We start from the raw sequence: 17635 nt of genomic DNA, 5'->3' as shown, positions 1-17635 counted from the left end.
GGAGGCCGTCCTTTAATACTCATGCCCGAGGCAGGTTGTTCCTGCTACCAAGGCAATTATTGTATAAGAAATTAATCAGCCTGGCGGTAGAACTCTCACTACTATGCAACACCCACACAGCAGTCCGGATACTCTGGCTCTCACGGAGCAGCTAGAGCAAGAGCGACAGGCCCGGCGAACGGCAGAACAGCAGGTCCACGACTTAAAGCGGCAGCTTGCTGCTTCTCAGCGAGTAGCCCAGCGCATGACTAGTGGCATTGCTCGCTTTACCCAAAACCTGCGCATTGCGGTGCTGGCCGTGCGCCGTAACGGGTCAGTAGCCTTAGTCAACCAGGAGCTTTGTGAGGTGTTTGAGCTGGAACAGGATGCCACTGCGTTTCAGGATCAGGCCGTTCAGCCGCTGCTGGCGCAAATGGAAACCCGTTGCGCCGAGCCTGCCCAGGCCGCGGCCCGCCTGGCCGCGCTCCGCGCTGAGGGGCAACGGGCGCTGGGAGAAACCTTGCGGCTAGCCGATGGAAGTGTACTGGAGTTTGACTACATCCCTTTAAGCGGACAAGAGGAGCTTCTGCCAAATGGCTACCTGCTTTCCTTCCGCGACGTAACTCAGGCGCGGCGCACGGAGCAGTACATGAACTCCCTTTCCCGCATTCCGGGGCAAAACCCCAACCCCGTGTTGCGCCTGCACGCCGATGGGCACCTGCTGTATGCTAACCCCGCCGCCGATGAGATGCGGCGCGAATACCTCACGCCCTGGCAAGATCTGGAGTTTGCCTCCGCCCTGCGCAAGGCCGTGGCGCGAGCCCTCGTTGACAGCAGCTACACGCAGGAAGAGGTGGCATTTGCCGGCAAGTGCCACCAGCTGGCCATCGCCACGTTTGTGGAAGACCAGTATGTGAACCTTTACTTCACGGATATCTCGGAGCTGAAAGACGCCGAGCAGAAACTGGGGGAGCAGCGTGAGTTTTATGAAACCATTCTTAACAAGCTTCCCGCCGACGTAGCCGTGTTCGATGCCGACCACCGCTACCGTTTTGTGAACCCCGCCGCCATTCCGGACCCCGCGCTGCGGCACTGGATCATTGGGCACGACGATTTTGAGTACGCCGCTCACACGCAGCAGCCTGTTACTGTTGCTCAAAAGCGCCGCGCCCGTTTTCAGAAGGCTGTGCAGCAGCAGGGTGTACTAGCCTGGGAAGAAGCTTTATCAAATGAAAACGGCTTTAAATTAGCGCTGCGCCATATGCAGCCCGTTTTTGGGCCTGATAACGAGCTCAGGCTGGTCATTGGCTACGGCATTGACATCACTGACCGCCATGAGGCGGAGGAAGAATTGCGCCGCAGTGAGGCGCGCCTGCAGGAACAGCAGGAGTTTGTGCGGCAGGTAGTAGACACTACCTCCAGCATTATTTGGGTAGCCAGCGAAGACGGGACCATTCAGTTTGACAATCAGGCCTTCCGGGAGCTCCGAGCGGTGGGCAACCACCGCTCCGTAGACCGCAACGACCCCACCGACCCGGTGGCAGCCGAGGCCCGGCGGCACTATGGCATTATTGAGCAAGTGGTTCGCACCCAGGAGGAACTGGCCTACGAAAGCTCCTTCACCCAGATGGATGGTACGGTTAGATGGTTCCAAACCATAGTGCGCCCCCTGCACCGCGCCGATGGCAGCATAAACGTGCTGGGCGTGAGCACCGATATCACGGAAATGAAGGCGGCCCGCGGCACGTTGGAACGTAGCGCCAAGCAGTACCGCGACCTGATGCACTATTCGCAGGCCCTGATCTGTACGCATAACTTAAATGGAGAGGTGCTCTACGTAAACCCCGCGGCAGCTCAGCTGGTGGGGGTTACGCCGGAGTTGCTGGTAGGCCGCACTCTACATCAGGTATTGGCCCCGGAGCTGCACCGCCAACTGAACGAGTACCTGGAGCTAGTAGCCCAACAGCAGGAAGCCACCGGCCTCCTGACCTTACGGGGCCCTGACGGTCGGCCTCATCATCTCATCTACGATAACTACCGGGTAGATGAAGAAGGCGAAACGCCCTACGTAATTGCCTACGGCCAGGAAATTACGGAGCGCTTGCTGGCTGAGCAGGAACTCCGCCGGGCCAAGGAGGCCGCCGAAAACACGGCCATGGCCAAGGAAAACTTCCTGGCCAACATGAGCCACGAAATTCGGACGCCCATCAATGGCATTCTGGGCATGGCTGGCTTACTGGCCAAAACGCCGCTGAACCCGGTGCAACAGGAGCACCTGCGCATTTTGCGCAGCTCTGGCCGACACCTGCTCACGGTAATCAATGATGTGCTGGACGTAGCCAAGATTGAGTCAGGCAAGCTGGAGCTAGAGCAGGTACCGTTTGATATTGAGCAATCCATCAGGGAGGCCACGCAAACCTTAGCGTTCCGGGCTGAGGAAAAAGGCCTCGGTTTTGTGCTGGTGCTACCAGCGCTGGCCGATTCGGTGGTAATCGGTGACTCGGGCCGCATCAACCAAATTGTGCTTAACCTGCTCTCCAATGCGCTCAAGTTTACTACGCACGGCCGGGTAACGCTGGCAGCCCGCGTACTGGAAGACACGGCCACCACCTTGGGGCTGGAGTTTAGCGTACAGGATACCGGCATCGGGATTGCCCCGGAAAAGCTGGAAACCATTTTTGAAAGCTTCTCTCAAGCCTACGCTGATATCTCGCGGCGCTTTGGCGGCACGGGGCTGGGGCTAACCATCAGCCGCCGCCTGATTGAGCAGCTAGGCGGCCGCATGTGGGTAACCAGTGAGCTAGGCCAGGGCAGCACGTTCTACTTCTCCCTCACGCTACCCAAAGCAGGCCAGGCATTGCCGGCACCGGTACCGCTGGCTCCCTTAAATTACGCTAACCTCCGGGGCACCCGTATTTTACTCGTGGAAGACCACCCCGTAAACCAGCAATTGGTGCAACTGATTCTAGACAGTTGGGAGGTAGAAACCCATGTAGCTTCCGACGGCCTAGAAGCGCTGCAGCAGTTAGAGGCGCGCCTCTATGACGTGGTGCTCATGGACATACAAATGCCGGGCATGAGTGGCCTAGATGTAACCCACCGCCTGCGGCAGCACCCCGATCCGCTCCGGGCTAACTCACCCATCATTGCTCTAACAGCCAACGTGATGCGCACCGATGATGAAATCTATAGGAAGGCGGGGCTCGATTACCTTTCCAAGCCTTTTGAGGAGGACGACCTCTTCCGAAAAATAGAAGCCAATCTGCGCCCAGAGCGGGTAGCCGCACTAGAAGCCAAGCCCTTGCCTGCGGCCACTCCGGCAGTGGCAGCCTCACCGGCTTCGGCACAAGCCGGGCTCAGTAATTTACTTACAGAGTCTTCGCTATTTGATTTGAACCGATTGCGCGAAACTGCGCATGGCAGTACCATCTTTATGGATAAGATTCTGGCCTCTTTCCGGACGCATACTCCGCCGGCCATTGCCCGCCTGCGTGAAGCCGCCGCCGCCTCCGACTGGCTTAGTGTAGGGGAAGTAGTACACAAAATGCGCCCCTCCATTCAGCTACTCAACATCCATAGTGCTCAGCCCGATGTGGCACTTCTGGAACCGCTCTCCCGCCCCCTGCCAGAAGGCAGCACAATGCCTGAACCCAGCCAGCTGGCCCCCGCCGTAGCTCGCTTAACGGCGCTGCTGGAAGAAGTAGTGGAAACTCTGCCACTGGCGCTAACAACTTAGGCCAGTTAGCTGCTAGAAAGCAAAAGGCCCCACGCAGCTTGCGTGGGGCCTTTTGCTTTCTAGCAGCTAACTGGCCTAGATGCGGTTAAGCTTCCGGAAGAAAGCCTCCTGATATGACTTGCCGATTGGCACATGATGACCACCAGGCACTACTGCCGATCCATCTTCAATAGCCTCTATACGGCGCATATTCAAGATGTAAGAGCGGTGCACCCGCACAAAATGATCAAAGGGCAGGCGGGCATCCAAGGCCTTCATGGTGGTATACACAATGTATTTCTGCTTCTCCGTCACAATAATAACATAGTCCGACAAGGCTTCAATGTAGATAACCTCATCGAAGTTGATGCGCACCATCTTGTTATTGACCTTCACAAAGAGGTCGTTGTCGGGCGGAGCGGTGGGGGTAGCGGGTGCCGCCGCCACGGCTGCCGGCGCAGTGTGCTGCTGCAGGGCCCGCTGCACGGCCCGGCTGAAGCGGGCATAGTCGAAGGGCTTTACCAGGTAGTCGGTCACCCGCAGATCGAAGGCATCTACGGCAAAATCTTCATGGGCAGTGGTCAGGATAACAATGGGCGGATCGGGCAGTACCCGTAGCATATCTAGGCCACTTAACTGCGGCATCTGCACATCCAAGAATAGCACATCTACCCGATTACCGGCCCGGAAATAATTAAGCCCCTGCAAGGCATCATCCAGCGAAACCACCAAGTTGAGTGAGTCAGTCAGAGAGATGTAGTGCTCCAGCGTGAGCCGGTTAATCTCTTCATCATCAATGATGGCGCAAGTCAGGACGGGAGCAGCCATAGAATTTCGATCCAAAGCAGAAAAATCAGTGCGTATCGTCAGTTGTTAAGCTAGTGAAATAGGACATTCACACGGCAAAATTCACCGTTTAACCAGACGTTGTGTAACTAAATGTATACTAAACTATGATAGAAAATTGAACTAGCCAAGTTATGCCGGCGGGGTTGCACCACCCCGGAACCTGCCAGTAATAATAGCCATAAGCATTTTGCAAAAAAATGGCCTCTGCAAGCCGGCAGGGCACAAATCAATGTGCTTACACTCTTCCTGTGAGCTGATATTTTTCTCTGCTGACAGCAACATTCATACGTGTTACGCAACGGAGCTATCCGCCGGATCTGTCTTTACTGCAAATTATCCAGCTAGTGGCAACAGCCGCACTGAATAGAATTAAATCAAGTTGTTGTATTTAAGCCATTTGCCTGCTCATTACCAAGATCTTCCCCCCCTTTCAGGATCTAGGGCGGCGCGGCGTTCCGCCAGTGGCTCTTTCTACTCCCGATGAGCTAATTCCTGCGCAATTAGGGCTTGTACTTCAGGCAGCTCAAAGTCGGCTTCCGTTTGAATATGCGGCATAATGCGCTGCATAATGCGTTCCTGCGCCTGTCCATTAGCCCAAGCCTCAGCATAAGGCAGGTGTGAGAAGGTTACTTGCGAGTATAGCGGCAACCACTGTTGTGGGTACTGCGCCGAAATCTTGCTCTCAATCTTCTTTTGCAGCAAAAAGCGTGGGTCCGCAACCCGGTCGCGCATTTCCTCGAAGTTATACACGGCCAAGTCCGCCATGGCGTCGGCGTTGGGTTTGCGCTGCTGCTGAAACTCCTGAAAAATAGTCAGCCAATTGTCTCCGTGCCGGGTCATGAGCTCTTGCAGAATGGTGCAATCCTCAAAGCCGGCATTCATACCCTGCCCGTAGAAGGGCACAATGGCGTGGGAGGCATCCCCAAGCAGTAATACTTCATCAGCCACCGACCAGGGGTAGCACCGTACGGTTACCAGAGAGCTCGTGGGGTTTTCAAAGAACTCCTGCTCTAGTTCCGGCATCAGGGGTACGGCATCCGGGAATACTTCCTCAAAAAAGCCCCGCACCTGCGCTGGGGTTAGTAGCGTTTCAAAGGAGTTTGGGCCTTCGTAGGGGAAAAACAACGTGCAGTTAAATGAGCCATCCAGGTTGGGCAAGGCAATCATCATGTATTGCCCCCTGGGCCAGATATGCAGGGCATTTTTCTCAATAGCCCAACTGTTGTTGGGACCAGCGGCAATAGTAAGCTCCTTATACCCGTAGTTAAGGTACTGTTGGGAGTAGTTAAAGCGGTCGGTCTTCTGCATGGCGGCCCGTACTGAGGAGTACGCCCCATCCGTCCCGAATAAATGCCGGTAGGTGTGCACCTGGCTGTTGCCAGCGGCGGCGTCAAACATTTCTAGGGTGCGACTGCGCAGGTCTACGCGGCGGCATTGCTGATTGAAGAGTACCTCCACTCGGGGCTCCTGGTCTACTAAATCTAACAAGCGCTTATTGAGCCCTGCCCGTGAAACCGAGTAGATAGCCTGCTCGGCATGGCCGTAGGGCTGCATAGTTAGCTGCCCGCGCTGATCATGCATTACCCGGCGGTATAGCGGAATAGCTACCTCTCGCACGGCTTCCTCAACGCCAATGCCCTGTAATGCTCGCCAGCCCCGGTCAGAAAGCGCCAAGTTGATAGAGCGCCCTTCTAGGCTTTCACTACTTCTTGGATCGGGGCGCCGCTCAAACACCTGCACTGTGTGCCCATGCCGGGCCAGATACAGCGCTAACAACGACCCTACCAGGCCACCGCCAACTACAGTCATCGGTTCGTTATCAGTGTTGGGGGTAGCGAGAGTAGCTGCAGACATAAGTAAAGCGAAATAGAAGGCACCAGGTAAAGCCCCGGCGAAAGTAGAATATTCTCGCGGCTTCAGTTCAACGAGAAAACCCTACCCTTTGGCTAGCGACATTACAGGTTAATCGTAAAATACCGGGCTGCCAACACAACCTCTTTTTCTTTGAACTATTCAGAGAACAGCAGAGATACAACGAGTGCTATATGTTAGATAAAAACCATCAATTACTAGGGGTAATCCAAGGACCTGCTATCTACCGAGGCTTTCGTATAAAGCAAGAGGGATCACACAGTTTTGTATTTGATAAGTGCAAATACAAAACACCTCGATACTGCTTGGCTCGCGCAGGGAGCACGGTGCCACAGCAGGCCCATTTAGCTAATACTACTAAAACTCATTTATTGCTTGGTGAATACTGTATTGGCGAAGGGTACTGCCCGTTATTATACGGCGACCCAACCATCAGGTACTAACTCTAGCTTCCATAACCTGGCTATGCCGTGCTAACGCACGGCCTATTTTTTCATGTTAATTATATCTTTAATACAATTAAATAAAAAAATGTTAACCATTAGCTAATACGCCGTTACAGGTAGTTAATTCGCTGCCCATCCAATATATTTGTGCCCTTTTCTACCACACACACCATTGTCATAATTTTTGCAATTTTTCTAGTATGAGAAAACTCTACCATGTTCCAATACTTGGTTTTTCAATTTTCCTACTGAGCAGTACGTCAGCTTGGGCCCAAAATGCGGCTCAAATCAGCGGCACTATTCAGAATGCTGCTGGGGAGCCAATGCCGGGTGCTACCGTATTCATCCGGGGCACTTTTATTGGTACCAGCGCCGACCGGGACGGTCATTTTGCTCTGAAAGCTGATTTTGGTGACTCTCCGGTTACCCTGTCGGTTTCTTTTGTGGGTTTTGAGAGCCGGGAAGTGACCCTGGCCAAGCCCGACAATACTGTATTGGTACAGCTAAAGCTTAGCCCTACTCTTACCAATGAAGTAATTGCATCGGCTTCACGCGTGGAGGAAGGCATTCTGCAAGCTCCGGTTACCGTTGAAAAAGTCACTTCCCAGCAGATACTACGCATGCCCCCACCCGATGTGCAAATCGGGCTGAATCACTTTAAGGGTATTGACGTGAACAGCAGCAGCATGCTGATGAACTCGTTGAGCACCCGCGGTTTCAACTCGGCCAAATCAGAGCGTCTCATTCAGCTGAACGATTACTTTGATACGCAGTCGCCCTCGCTCAACGTCAACGCCGGCAACATCACCGGCCTGCCAGAGCTAGATATTGAGAGCATTGAAATTATCCACGGCCCTGCTTCGGCTCTGTATGGTGCCAACGCTTTTAACGGCGTACTGTTGCTTAACTCCAAAGACCCCTTCGTGAGTGAAGGCTTGAGCGCCCGCGTTCGGGGTGGCGAGCGGAGCTTTGTGGAAGGACAGCTGCGTTACGCCAAGAAGCTGACCGACAAGCTGGCTTTTAAAATTACGGGCGCTTATTTAACCGCTGATGACTGGTTGGCGTCTAACTACTCAGCTACCAGCACCACCATTGAGCGCGACAACAACCCAGAGGGCTCTAACCTGGGCTATGATGCCGTGAACCGCTATGGTGATATCAAAAACACCTTCAGCCCTGCCCAAAACCGCCCCGCTGCCGGTACCACTCCGGCCTACACCGTAAACCCAGAGCTGTACGGGAAGAGCGTATTTATGCCGGGCTTTGAGGAGAAGACGCTGGTTGGCAACGACGACAAGGCGAAATCCTGGAAGGTGCAGCCCTCCTTATCTTACCTGGTTACCAGCAGCATTAAGATGACTGTGGGGGCCAACATCAACCGCGGTACGGCCAGCTACCAGAGCTCTAGCCGCTACCGGCTTAAAAACCTGGGCACCAACCAGTACCACGGCGAAATAAAGGGTGAGCGGTGGTTCTTGCGGGGCCAATCTGTGCAAGACTTCGGTAACCAGAGCTATGATCTGGGTTTCCTGGGCTCTTTCATCCAGACCTCGGCAGTAGCCAACGGCACTACCACGCGCTACGTTGATCAGTATTTTGGTACCTATAACGGAGCATACACTGCCGCTCGCAATGCTGGTGCCAGCATAGAGCAGGCTCAGGCAGCCGCTAAAACCCGCGCTGATCAGGTACAACTGGACCCTAACAGTGAGCGTTTTCAGCTTTTGCGCAACCAGATTATTCAGGATGCTACTCCTGGCCGTGGTGCCCGCCTTAACCCCAGCTCCCTGCTGAATGAAGGTACCGCTCAGTACAACTTCAAATTTGGTCAGAACACCGACCTGATTGTTGGGGCTGCTTACCGCAAGTTCCGCCTCGGCTCAAACGGCAACATTTACTCCGACGACAACCAGCGCATTCAGAACCACGAAGTGGGTGGCTATGCGCAATTCACGAAGAAGTTCTTGAATGAGCGCTTGAAGCTGGCCTTGGCTGGCCGCGTAGATGCATTCAAAAACTTTGATGCAGCCTTCTCGCCCCGTGCTTCCGTGGTATACTCAGCCGGTGAGAAAAAGCAGCATAACTTCCGGGCCAGCTTTGGTCGGGCTTTCCGGTCTCCCACGCAGCTTGACCAGTACGTTCGTCTGGACGTAGGCCGGGCACTGCTACTGGGCAACGTTGGCAACGGATTTGAGGGTTACCGCCTGGTTAATGCCCAAGGCCAGCGCTTTGGTACTAGCGGCGCCGCCCTGAGTTCGTTTGAAACCACTGTGGCCCCGCTGCAGCTAGAGCGCCTGAGCACCTATGAGGCAGGCTACAAAGCGGCCCTCTCGGATAAGCTGGCCCTGGACGTTAACTACTATCAGAGCTACTACAACGACTTCATTGGTGCTACTACGTTCATCGGTAACACCGACGGCACACGGCCTACCATCGCCGATATTCAGGCCGGTACGCCCACTCAGTTTCAGTCGGGCGCTACGCGGGTGCTGCAGGTATGGACTAATGCTGCTCAGGAGGTACGCACGAAAGGCGGAGCTATTGGCGTGACTTACGCTGTTTCTCCGGCCCTCAACCTGGCGGCCAACTACTCGCTCAACATCCTTGACCGCAGCGCGGTACAGGATCAGGCCTTCCAAACGTACTTCAATACCCCTAAGCACAAGTATAACGTAGGAGCCAGCGGCACTGCCTTTAGCCACTTAAGCTACTCAGCAAACTACCGCTGGGCCCAGGGCCATGAGTATGGTATGCCTTTCGCTGTAGGCCAGTTGGCTGACTATAGCGCCGTTGATGCGTTTGTGGGCTACAACTTCCCCTCCCTGAACAGCACGCTGCAGGCAGGAGCCTCTAACCTGTTTAACGCCAACAACACTCAGGTTTATGGTGGCCCTAATATTGGCCGCCTCGTGTACGTGGGTGTTCAGGTTGATCTGAAATAACCCACTTACTCGGCTGCTGATTTACTGCGCAGCAATATAACGTGCCCTTATGGATGAGCGCTTTGCTTCATCTGTAAGGGCACGTTGTGTTGTAATACTTTCTAGCTCGTTACCCACCGGAACGTTAGGTTGAGGCGGGGCTCCTGCACGCGGGCAGTTTTGGGCAGGGAGTGCAGCCAATGCTGCTGGGTGAGGCCACGCATCACCAGTAAGCTGCCAGAAGTCAGCGCCAAGCTAAGGGGAGGGTGCGGGGTCAGGAGCGGGTTGCGGGGGCGCAGCCGAAAACTGCGCGTTGCGCCTAAGCTAACAGAGGCAATAACGGGCGTAGGCCCAAGCTCAGGTTCGTTGTCCGCATGCCAGCCCATGCTGTCTTGGCCGGTGCGGTAGAGATTTAACAGCACACTGTTGAATGCCGCTCCCGTCACGGCCTCTACGTGCCGGCGCAGCTGCTGCAGAGCAAGCGTCCAGGGCTGCGGGGTAAGTTGCAGGCCTGAGTAGCGGTAAGTAGCGCCGGCATCGCCGTGCCAAGCCGTCAGACGAGGCTGCAATACGTCCCTGCCAAACAGCCGAATGGCCTCATGCTGCCACGGAATAGTGGCCGTAAGCTCCGTCAGTAGCTCCGCTGCCTTAGGCAGCGGCAGAAATTCCGGATCCAGGAGCAGATCGGCGGCGGGCAGCGGAATGGGCGTGAGCGGCATGGCAAAAAGGAAAGGCCTGGAGCTTGTCAGGGAGACAAACTTCAGGCCTTTATGGTTGGATAATGTGCTGACTATTTCACGGGAATACCCATTTCTGTAAACTGCCGCATTAGTATGGGGGCCAGCAGTAGTAATAACAGCATGCTTACCGCCATACAAATGATAAAAGGTGCAAACCACCCCCGCCGCTGATACTGCTGCGCCCCAATGTAGCGCGGCCAGAACCATAGGTTGTAGGCCATGATGGGTGGCAAACTACCAAACTGCATCAGGAGTGGTGCCACTTGAGGCAGCGCTTTGATAAGAATGGCAAAGAGCACCAGGTAACCGACCAAAAACAAGATCAACCGAGTGGCAGCTCCTTTCCGGCCCAGAACCCGAAAGTTGAGGATCAGTAACACGGCCCCGGCAAACATTGAGAAAAGAACCGAGAAGAGCGTAATTGTGAGGGGCGAGTACAATGCTGGCCCTACTTCCTCAGGTAGTTCAGTAGCAGCCTTGTGCTGTTGGCTGGCCGCCAGGCGCTGCGCCTCTGCCGCTTGCTGCTGCGCCGCAATAGGCTCCAGCTCTGCACGTAAGGCGATAGGGTTGAACTCCTCTATGGGTAATTGCCGCTGCTCAGCCTCCAAGAGAGCTGCCAACACGGCATCCTCCCGGTACTCTGCGCGGTTACGCAGGTACAGCAGTAACTCGGCGTCGGTTTTGCGGCTCATTTTCGCCGCGTACTCTTCGGCCATGGTCAACACAAATAAGATCAACAATCAAAGAGAGGCCTAGCCCCCTCTCCCTTCCTACGCACAAGCGCCGAGAAAGCTGAATTTCTTTACTTTTTTCTGGAAAGGAAAAGATTCTACTTCTTAGATGGGATAGGAAGGAGCCACCGTTCAGTACCCTCCCCGGCAGCCGGAGAGAGTGGCCTAGCGGCTGGTCGCCCCCTTTGCCCCGCCATAAAGAGACGCCCTAGGCCTGTACGGGCTGCTGCCGGCTGGCCCACTCCGCCAGCACCTCACCCACCCGGTACACGTCCTCGAAGGTATTATAGAGCGGCACCGGGGCCAACCGAATAACGTTAGGCTCGCGCCAGTCGCCGATAACCCCTACTGCCATCAGGTGCTCAAATAGGTCGCGCCCGTTTTGGTGCACCAGCAAGGAGAGCTGACAGCCGCGCTGAGCGGGGTCAGCGGGGGTAATAATTTCCAGCTGCGACTTTGAGAGGCCCAGGCGGGTAATCAGAAACTCAAGGTAGCCGGTCAGCAGCTCGCTCTTGCGGCGTAGCGCCTCCATGCCCCCGGCGGCATCATGCAGGGCCAGTGCGGCCTGATGCACCGCCATGGTCAGAATAGCGCCGTTCGATAATTGCCAGCCGGCGGCGCCACGCATGGGCCGGAAGCCTTTGCGCATTTTAAAGCGTTCCGTTTCATCATAGCCCCACCAGCCTGCCAGGCGCAATAATTCAGGCTGATCGGCATAGCGCTCGTGCACAAAGGCTCCCGCTACTCCGCCGGGGCCTGAGTTGAGGTACTTATAGGTGCACCAGCAGGCAAAGTCTACGTCCCAGTCGTGGAGGTGCAGAGGAATGTTGCCGGCTGCGTGCGCCAGATCAAAGCCTACTTTGGCTCCCACGGCGTGGCCTGCCCGCGTGATGGCGGCCATATCATACACCTGCCCCGTGTAGTAGTTGATGCCGCCCATAATAACGGTGGCTAAAGACTCCCCGAGCTCCTCAATTTTGGCCAGAATGTCCTCGGTGCGCAGGGTGTGCTCACCGGGCCGGGGCGTGAGCTCCACAATGGCGTCGTCGGGCTGGCGGCCGTGCAGCTTTACTTGCGTTTCAAGGGCGTACTGGTCTGAAGGGAAAGCCCCTCCTTCCATCAGCACCTTGTACCGCGTGGCGGTGGGCTGGTAGAAGGAAACCAGCAGCAAGTGTAGGTTGGTAGTAAGGTTGTTCATCACCACTACCTCAACGGGCTTAGCGCCCACAATACGGGCCGATGGACCCGCCAACGACTCATGGAAGTTCATCCACGGCGAGTCGCCGCGAAAGTGCCCCTCTACGGCCAGGTTCTGCCAATTAGTGAACTGCTGCTCAGCGGCGGCGCGGGCGGTACGGGGCTGCAGGCCTAGCGAGTTACCGCAGAAGTACAGGCACTCCTGCCCATTGGGGCCAGGCGGAATATGGAATTGCTGGCGAAACTCGTGCAGGGGGTCCTGCGCATCCAACTGGCGGGCAAAGTCGAGGGTGGGTTCGAAGGTCATGGGTAGCAAAGATAGCCAAGCCCCGCACCTGGGCACTATTTTACCAACGCCATGATTTTGGCTAAGTGCTCCTGGCCCAGGCCTAGCCAGTCGAGCGCGTTTTGGCCCAGCATCTGAGCTTTCACCTCCTCGGTATACGGCATAGATCTAATCAGCTTACCGGGCTCTGACTCGCCCAACGGAAACGGATAATCAGTGCCCAGTGTGATTTTATCAGCCCCGAGCGTCTGCACTAAATAGTCGAGCATGCGCGGGTCGTGCACCAAAGAATCAACCCAGAACCGCCCCAGGTACTCCCGTGGGTTCACGGGGTTGTCAACGGCGCACAGGTCGGGGCGCACCTGAAAGCCGTGCTCAATCCGACCAATGGTGCTGGCGAAACTGCCTCCGCCGTGGGCCACAGCTACCCGCAGCCTGGGTAAGCGCTCCAGCACCCCGCCAAAGATGAGGGAACATAAAGCCAGGGTGCTTTCAGCGGGCATACCTACCAGCCACGGCAGCCAATACTTGGGCATCTTCTGCTGCGCCATCATGTCCCAGGGGTGAATAAACACGCATGCCCCAAGCTCCTCAGCGGCCTGAAACACTTCAAATAGCTCGGGGGCGTCTAGGTTCCAATCGTTGACGTGGGACCCGATTTGCACACCGGCCAGCCCCAGCTCTTTTACGCAGCGCTCTAACTCGCGCACGGCCAGGTCGGGGGCCTGCATGGGCAGCGTACCCAGCCCCACGAAGCGACTAGGGTAGCGGGCCACCACGCTGGCTACGTGGTCGTTGAGCATTCGGCTTAAGTCCAGCGCATCTAGGGGCCTAGCCCAGTAGCTGAACATAACGGGCACCGTGCTAAGCACCTGCACCTGCGCCCCAAACTGGTCATACTCCCGCAGGCGCACTTCGGGGTCCCAGCAGTTGTCCTGAATTTCGCGGAAGAACTTGTCGTCCTGCATCATGCGCGCGCAGCAGGGCCGGTGGTGCTCCAACCGCACAAAACCACCGTAGCCATACCGCTCCCGCAGGTCGGGCCAGGTTTTGGGCAGAATGTGGGTGTGAATATCAATGGTAAGCACGCGAAGAGGAAAGTACTGTCTGGATAGTGTTATTGATTCTGCGAAAGGCTACCTACCACACTTAGGCCCGGTGGAAAGCGCGAAATTTTGGTGCAGGAATGCACAAGGCACATTTAGCGTACAACGCTAGCCTCAGGCCACGAGCGTAGTCACTTCTTCTAGCATAAGCTATACTGCTAGGCCACTAAGTAATTACTTAGGGCGCCGGTACTACGGGTGCTGGTGGCTGCAGCACGGTACCGCACACCTGGCAGGTACGCTTGTGCTCATCTTGCCAGAAGCGGTTCATGATGGGCGGCAACTGCGCCACGATATCCGTGATTTCGGCAAACTCCTCGTAGAGCTTATTGCCGCAGTTTTCACAATACCACTGAAACCCATCCAGCTCCCCTGGGGTGCGGTAGCGCTCCAGTACCAGACCTACCGTACCGGCTGGCCTACGCGGAGAATGAGGCACCCCTCCGGGCAGCAGGAACATGCTACCCTGCTTAATTTCAATGTCAACGGGCTTTCCGTCTTCGATAATTTTTACTACGATATCACCTTCCAGCTGCAGAAAAAGCTCTTCTCCTTCATCTACGTGGTAATCTTTGCGGGCATTAGGGCCGCCTACTACCATTACAATAAAGTCCTTGTTGTCCTTGAATACCTGCTGGTTCCCGACGGGGGGCTTGAGCAAATGGCGGTGTTCTTCAATCCACTGTTGAAAGTTGAACGGACGAGCGACAGGCATAGGAGGCGTTTGTAAGAGTGAACAAGATGATGGCCTAGCTGGGCCTCAGAGCAAATAACGAAATTCCGGCGCAGCCGGGCACCGTATATCTTCACGAGCATTCTGCTGCTCAGGTAATACACCTCTATACCCTTCACTCCTCAACTTCACCCTCTGATGGATTTTCTTTCTCAACGAGCCCTGGTAGGCGGCAGCACGCAAGGCATAGGACGGGCAGTAGCCGAAGAGCTGGCGCGCCGTGGCGCTACGGTAACCCTACTGGCCCGCAACGAAACCACACTGCGCGAAGCTGCCGCAGCTCTCCCTACGCCCGCTGGCCAAGCCCACGACTATCTGGTAGCCGACTTCAGCCAGCCCAACCAACTCCAGGAGCAGCTACAGGCCTATCTGCAACGCCACCCTGAAGGCGTTGATATTCTGGTAAACAATACGGGTGGCCCAGCCGGCGGGCCTATTCTAGATGCTTCCATAGATGCCTTTCGGGCGGCCTTCGAGCAGCACCTGATCTGTAACCACCTGCTGGCTCAGGCAGTGGTGCCGGGTATGCAGCGCCGGGCCTACGGCCGAATTATTAACATCATTAGCACCTCCGTGAAGCAGCCTCTCCCTGGCCTAGGAGTGTCAAACACTATTCGGGCGGCGGTGGCCAACTGGGCCAAAACGCTGGCCAATGAGCTGGGCAGCCATGGTATCACGGTAAACAACGTACTACCTGGCGCCACCGTCACGCAACGCCATACCTCCCTGATCGAGAAAAAAACGGAGCAAACAGGCCAAAGCGTAGAAGAGGTGGAGGCCACTATGCTAAAGCTGATTCCGGCGGGACGGTTTGGGCAGGCCGCTGAAGTAGCCGCGGCAGTAGCCTTCCTGGCTTCCTCGGCGGCGGGCTACATTACCGGAATTAACGTGCCCGTTGATGGGGGCCGCACGGGCAATTTATAAGCTGGTTACCTACTTTTTTGTCGCAGTAGTAAGCAGATCTATATCTTCTCTAAAGACAGCACCAGCAGTAAGCCTCTTGAAAAAGGAGCATTACTGCTGGTGCTGTTATAAAGGAAACGGAAGAAGCTTATTCTTCAATGGTCAGCCGCACATCATCAACATATACGGGGTCAACGGCGGCAGCCCGCCACAGGAACAGCTTCAGGTTATGAGTTGGTGCTAAGGTTTCAGGCAGCTCCATTACTTTCTCTACCTGCACCCACTTATTATACTCTTTCACGGTTTCCATCTTTACCCCATCCCCGAAGACTTCTTTATAGCCCTGGTCTGGGTCAACGATCTGCACGCCCAGTATGGCTTTCGTGTTTTCACTGGGCAGGAACACCCAGGCACTGAGCTTAATCTTCTTGACTTTGCGGGGGCTCATCTGGCCTATTACCACGCTATAGGTCATGCTATACTCATGGGCCGGGTCCACGCGCATGGAGTACATACCGGAGTGTGCCCGCTCCCGGGTAAGCGTAGCCGGATCAATACCCCAGCCATACACTTCTTCGAAGCTGGTATCGGTTAGCACGTTGGGGCCTGATAGCCGCTGGTAGCTGCTGGTGCCATCAGATGAGCAGGCGGCTAAACCAGCCAGGGCCGTTACGAAGAGAAGTTTTTTCATATCGATAGTCCGAGAAATAGGCGGGCGAAAGTACCCACAATTGCGAAAAGCCAGCGGGAATTATAGCCTCGCCGAGGCCCGAACCCGGGCCAGCAGCTGCCGCGCTGCCAGTGGGGCATACTGTACCAGAAGTAGCATGGCTACAAACGGCACTACCCAGGCCACGCGGCTCTGCAGCCGATCAAGTACGTTGGCCAAGCCACCCGTTACAAAGGCATTGGCCACCACTCCTAGGCCTAGCACTACTACCGCCAGTACTGCGGCCGGAGCTACATAGCGGCGCAACCCAGTAAAAAGCAATGCGGCCAGCACCGCCAACGCGGCCAGTTGCCCCCCATAAGTACGCTCATTCAGCGTTTTAAACTCCAGCTGTCCCCGGTTCTGCATCGACGACATGTACTCCTTCAGCTCATAGTGCGTGAACTCCCCTACTTTCCAGAAGGGGTTGGTATTCTCGCGAAAGGGTGTGAGCCCATCACCGTGGCCTATGTGAGTGAGCTGGCGTAGGCCAGCCTGTATGGTTTCAGAAATCAGGTAAGGATAGTAGCGTGGCGAGGTAAGCACCCGCCTGATTATCTGGCCATACTCCTGCTGATTGGCCAATACGCCACCCGTTTGATACAGCGGGCTGTTGCCATCCCACATGAATGCAATAGCATCATTGGGTAGCTTATCCCGATAGGCACACAACCGGTACTGGTCGGCGGGGTCACAGTTGCGGCTCAGGAACTCATCCATCACGCCTGACTCTACCAGCCGGGCCATAAGAAAAGCCGTAGAAGCTCTGGAAATGGCAAAGCCCCCGCCCAGAGCAGCATGCAACGCCGGCAATACCAACCAGCCCGATAGCACTACGGCCGTAACAAGCAGCCACTGCCTGAACTGCACCACACCCCGCCGAAATACGCCCGTCAGCCCGGCGGCTACCCCAAAGCCAGCCACCACCAGCGTGAAGGTGAGCAAATTGGAGGAGTGCATGAGGGCCGATAACAGAGTGGTTAGCAACAGCGCCACCCGCTCCCACCGGCCCAGCGCCAGGCCTATGAGCAGCAGGCCCAGGGCAAGCACGCCAGCAGCCGTGAAAATATCGGGCATTAGTTGGCTGCAAAACCAGGAAACCCCGGTGAGCCAGGTTGTGAGGGCTACTAAGCCTATTTGTACGGCGCGGTTGTGGCCTAGCCGCGGCACCAGCAGTTGTACGTAGCGCAGCAGCAGCCAAGCCAGTAGCAGAGCCTGCGCAAAAATCACCAACCACAGTGAAAACTTCAGTGAGGTTAGGCGAACAAACAACCCGTAGGTAATGGGCCGATCCTCTGGCACCACCAGCCGCAGGGCACTGTCCAGGTACGTGCCCGAGTCGGAGGTGACGAGTGGGAAGCCGTTATACAACCCCGCGCTGCAGAGCACCAGCGCCGTAAGCAGCCACGTGAGCCAGCCGGAAAAACGGGAGAAAAACGACATAAGGA

The 17635-nt window shown here is 55.9% G+C and carries 12 protein-coding genes; 3 read left to right on the top strand and 9 right to left on the bottom strand.

What is annotated here, in order from left to right:
- Window positions 1–103 precede the first annotated feature (103 nt).
- Window positions 104–3715 carry a PAS domain-containing hybrid sensor histidine kinase/response regulator gene (locus tag HMJ29_RS08340; RefSeq protein ID WP_171591041.1) on the top strand — a complete coding sequence of 1204 codons (3612 nt, stop codon included), beginning with the start codon at window positions 104–106 and terminating at the stop codon, window positions 3713–3715.
- Window positions 3716–3790: 75 nt separating this feature from the next.
- On the opposite strand, the gene HMJ29_RS08335 is transcribed toward HMJ29_RS08340, so the two are convergent.
- Both HMJ29_RS08335 and HMJ29_RS08330 read right to left on the bottom strand, forming a co-directional pair.
- Window positions 3791–4522 (bottom strand): LytR/AlgR family response regulator transcription factor, encoded by a 732-nt coding sequence (locus HMJ29_RS08335; protein WP_171591040.1) that lies wholly within the window; start codon window positions 4520–4522, stop codon window positions 3791–3793.
- 492 nt (window positions 4523–5014) lie between these two features.
- Window positions 5015–6397 carry an FAD-dependent oxidoreductase gene (locus HMJ29_RS08330; protein WP_171591039.1) on the bottom strand — a complete coding sequence of 461 codons (1383 nt, stop codon included), beginning with the start codon at window positions 6395–6397 and terminating at the stop codon, window positions 5015–5017.
- Window positions 6398–7184: 787 nt separating this feature from the next.
- On the opposite strand from HMJ29_RS08330, the gene HMJ29_RS08325 reads away from it, so the two are divergent.
- Window positions 7185–9803 carry a TonB-dependent receptor gene (locus tag HMJ29_RS08325; RefSeq protein ID WP_171591038.1) on the top strand — a complete coding sequence of 873 codons (2619 nt, stop codon included), beginning with the start codon at window positions 7185–7187 and terminating at the stop codon, window positions 9801–9803.
- Window positions 9804–9904: 101 nt separating this feature from the next.
- Here HMJ29_RS08325 and HMJ29_RS08320 read toward each other — a convergent pair whose 3' ends face one another.
- The 5 genes from HMJ29_RS08320 to HMJ29_RS08300 all read right to left on the bottom strand — a co-directional run bounded on the left by HMJ29_RS08320 (window position 9905) and on the right by HMJ29_RS08300 (window position 14557).
- The gene (locus HMJ29_RS08320) at window positions 9905–10501 is read right to left on the bottom strand and encodes an alpha-ketoglutarate-dependent dioxygenase AlkB family protein (RefSeq protein WP_171591037.1); all 597 of its coding nucleotides are present in this window, start codon (window positions 10499–10501) and stop codon (window positions 9905–9907) included.
- A 71-nt stretch (window positions 10502–10572) separates the two neighbouring features.
- Window positions 10573–11238, bottom strand: a complete 666-nt coding sequence (locus tag HMJ29_RS08315; protein WP_171591036.1) for a hypothetical protein — start codon at window positions 11236–11238, stop codon at window positions 10573–10575.
- Window positions 11239–11461: 223 nt separating this feature from the next.
- Window positions 11462–12757 (bottom strand): kynureninase, encoded by a 1296-nt coding sequence (gene kynU / locus HMJ29_RS08310; protein WP_171591035.1) that lies wholly within the window; start codon window positions 12755–12757, stop codon window positions 11462–11464.
- 35 nt (window positions 12758–12792) lie between these two features.
- The gene (locus tag HMJ29_RS08305; protein WP_244678880.1) at window positions 12793–13824 is read right to left on the bottom strand and encodes an amidohydrolase family protein; all 1032 of its coding nucleotides are present in this window, start codon (window positions 13822–13824) and stop codon (window positions 12793–12795) included.
- Between the two features lie 196 nt (window positions 13825–14020).
- A complete protein-coding gene (locus tag HMJ29_RS08300; protein ID WP_171591034.1) occupies window positions 14021–14557 on the bottom strand; it encodes a 3-hydroxyanthranilate 3,4-dioxygenase in 537 nt (178 codons plus the stop codon).
- Between the two features lie 156 nt (window positions 14558–14713).
- On the opposite strand from HMJ29_RS08300, the gene HMJ29_RS08295 reads away from it, so the two are divergent.
- A complete protein-coding gene (locus tag HMJ29_RS08295; RefSeq protein WP_171591033.1) occupies window positions 14714–15499 on the top strand; it encodes an SDR family oxidoreductase in 786 nt (261 codons plus the stop codon).
- A gap of 127 nt (window positions 15500–15626) precedes the next feature.
- Here the strand turns inward: HMJ29_RS08295 and HMJ29_RS08290 are convergent, their stop codons facing one another.
- Window positions 15627–16169 (bottom strand): carbohydrate binding domain-containing protein, encoded by a 543-nt coding sequence (locus HMJ29_RS08290; protein WP_171591032.1) that lies wholly within the window; start codon window positions 16167–16169, stop codon window positions 15627–15629.
- Between the two features lie 60 nt (window positions 16170–16229).
- The gene (locus tag HMJ29_RS08285) at window positions 16230–17630 is read right to left on the bottom strand and encodes a hypothetical protein (protein WP_171591031.1); all 1401 of its coding nucleotides are present in this window, start codon (window positions 17628–17630) and stop codon (window positions 16230–16232) included.
- Window positions 17631–17635 lie beyond the last annotated feature (5 nt).

Source organism: Hymenobacter taeanensis, assembly GCF_013137895.1.
GTDB classification, from domain to species: domain Bacteria; phylum Bacteroidota; class Bacteroidia; order Cytophagales; family Hymenobacteraceae; genus Hymenobacter; species Hymenobacter taeanensis.
This window is presented reverse-complemented; position numbering and strand designations above follow the sequence as displayed.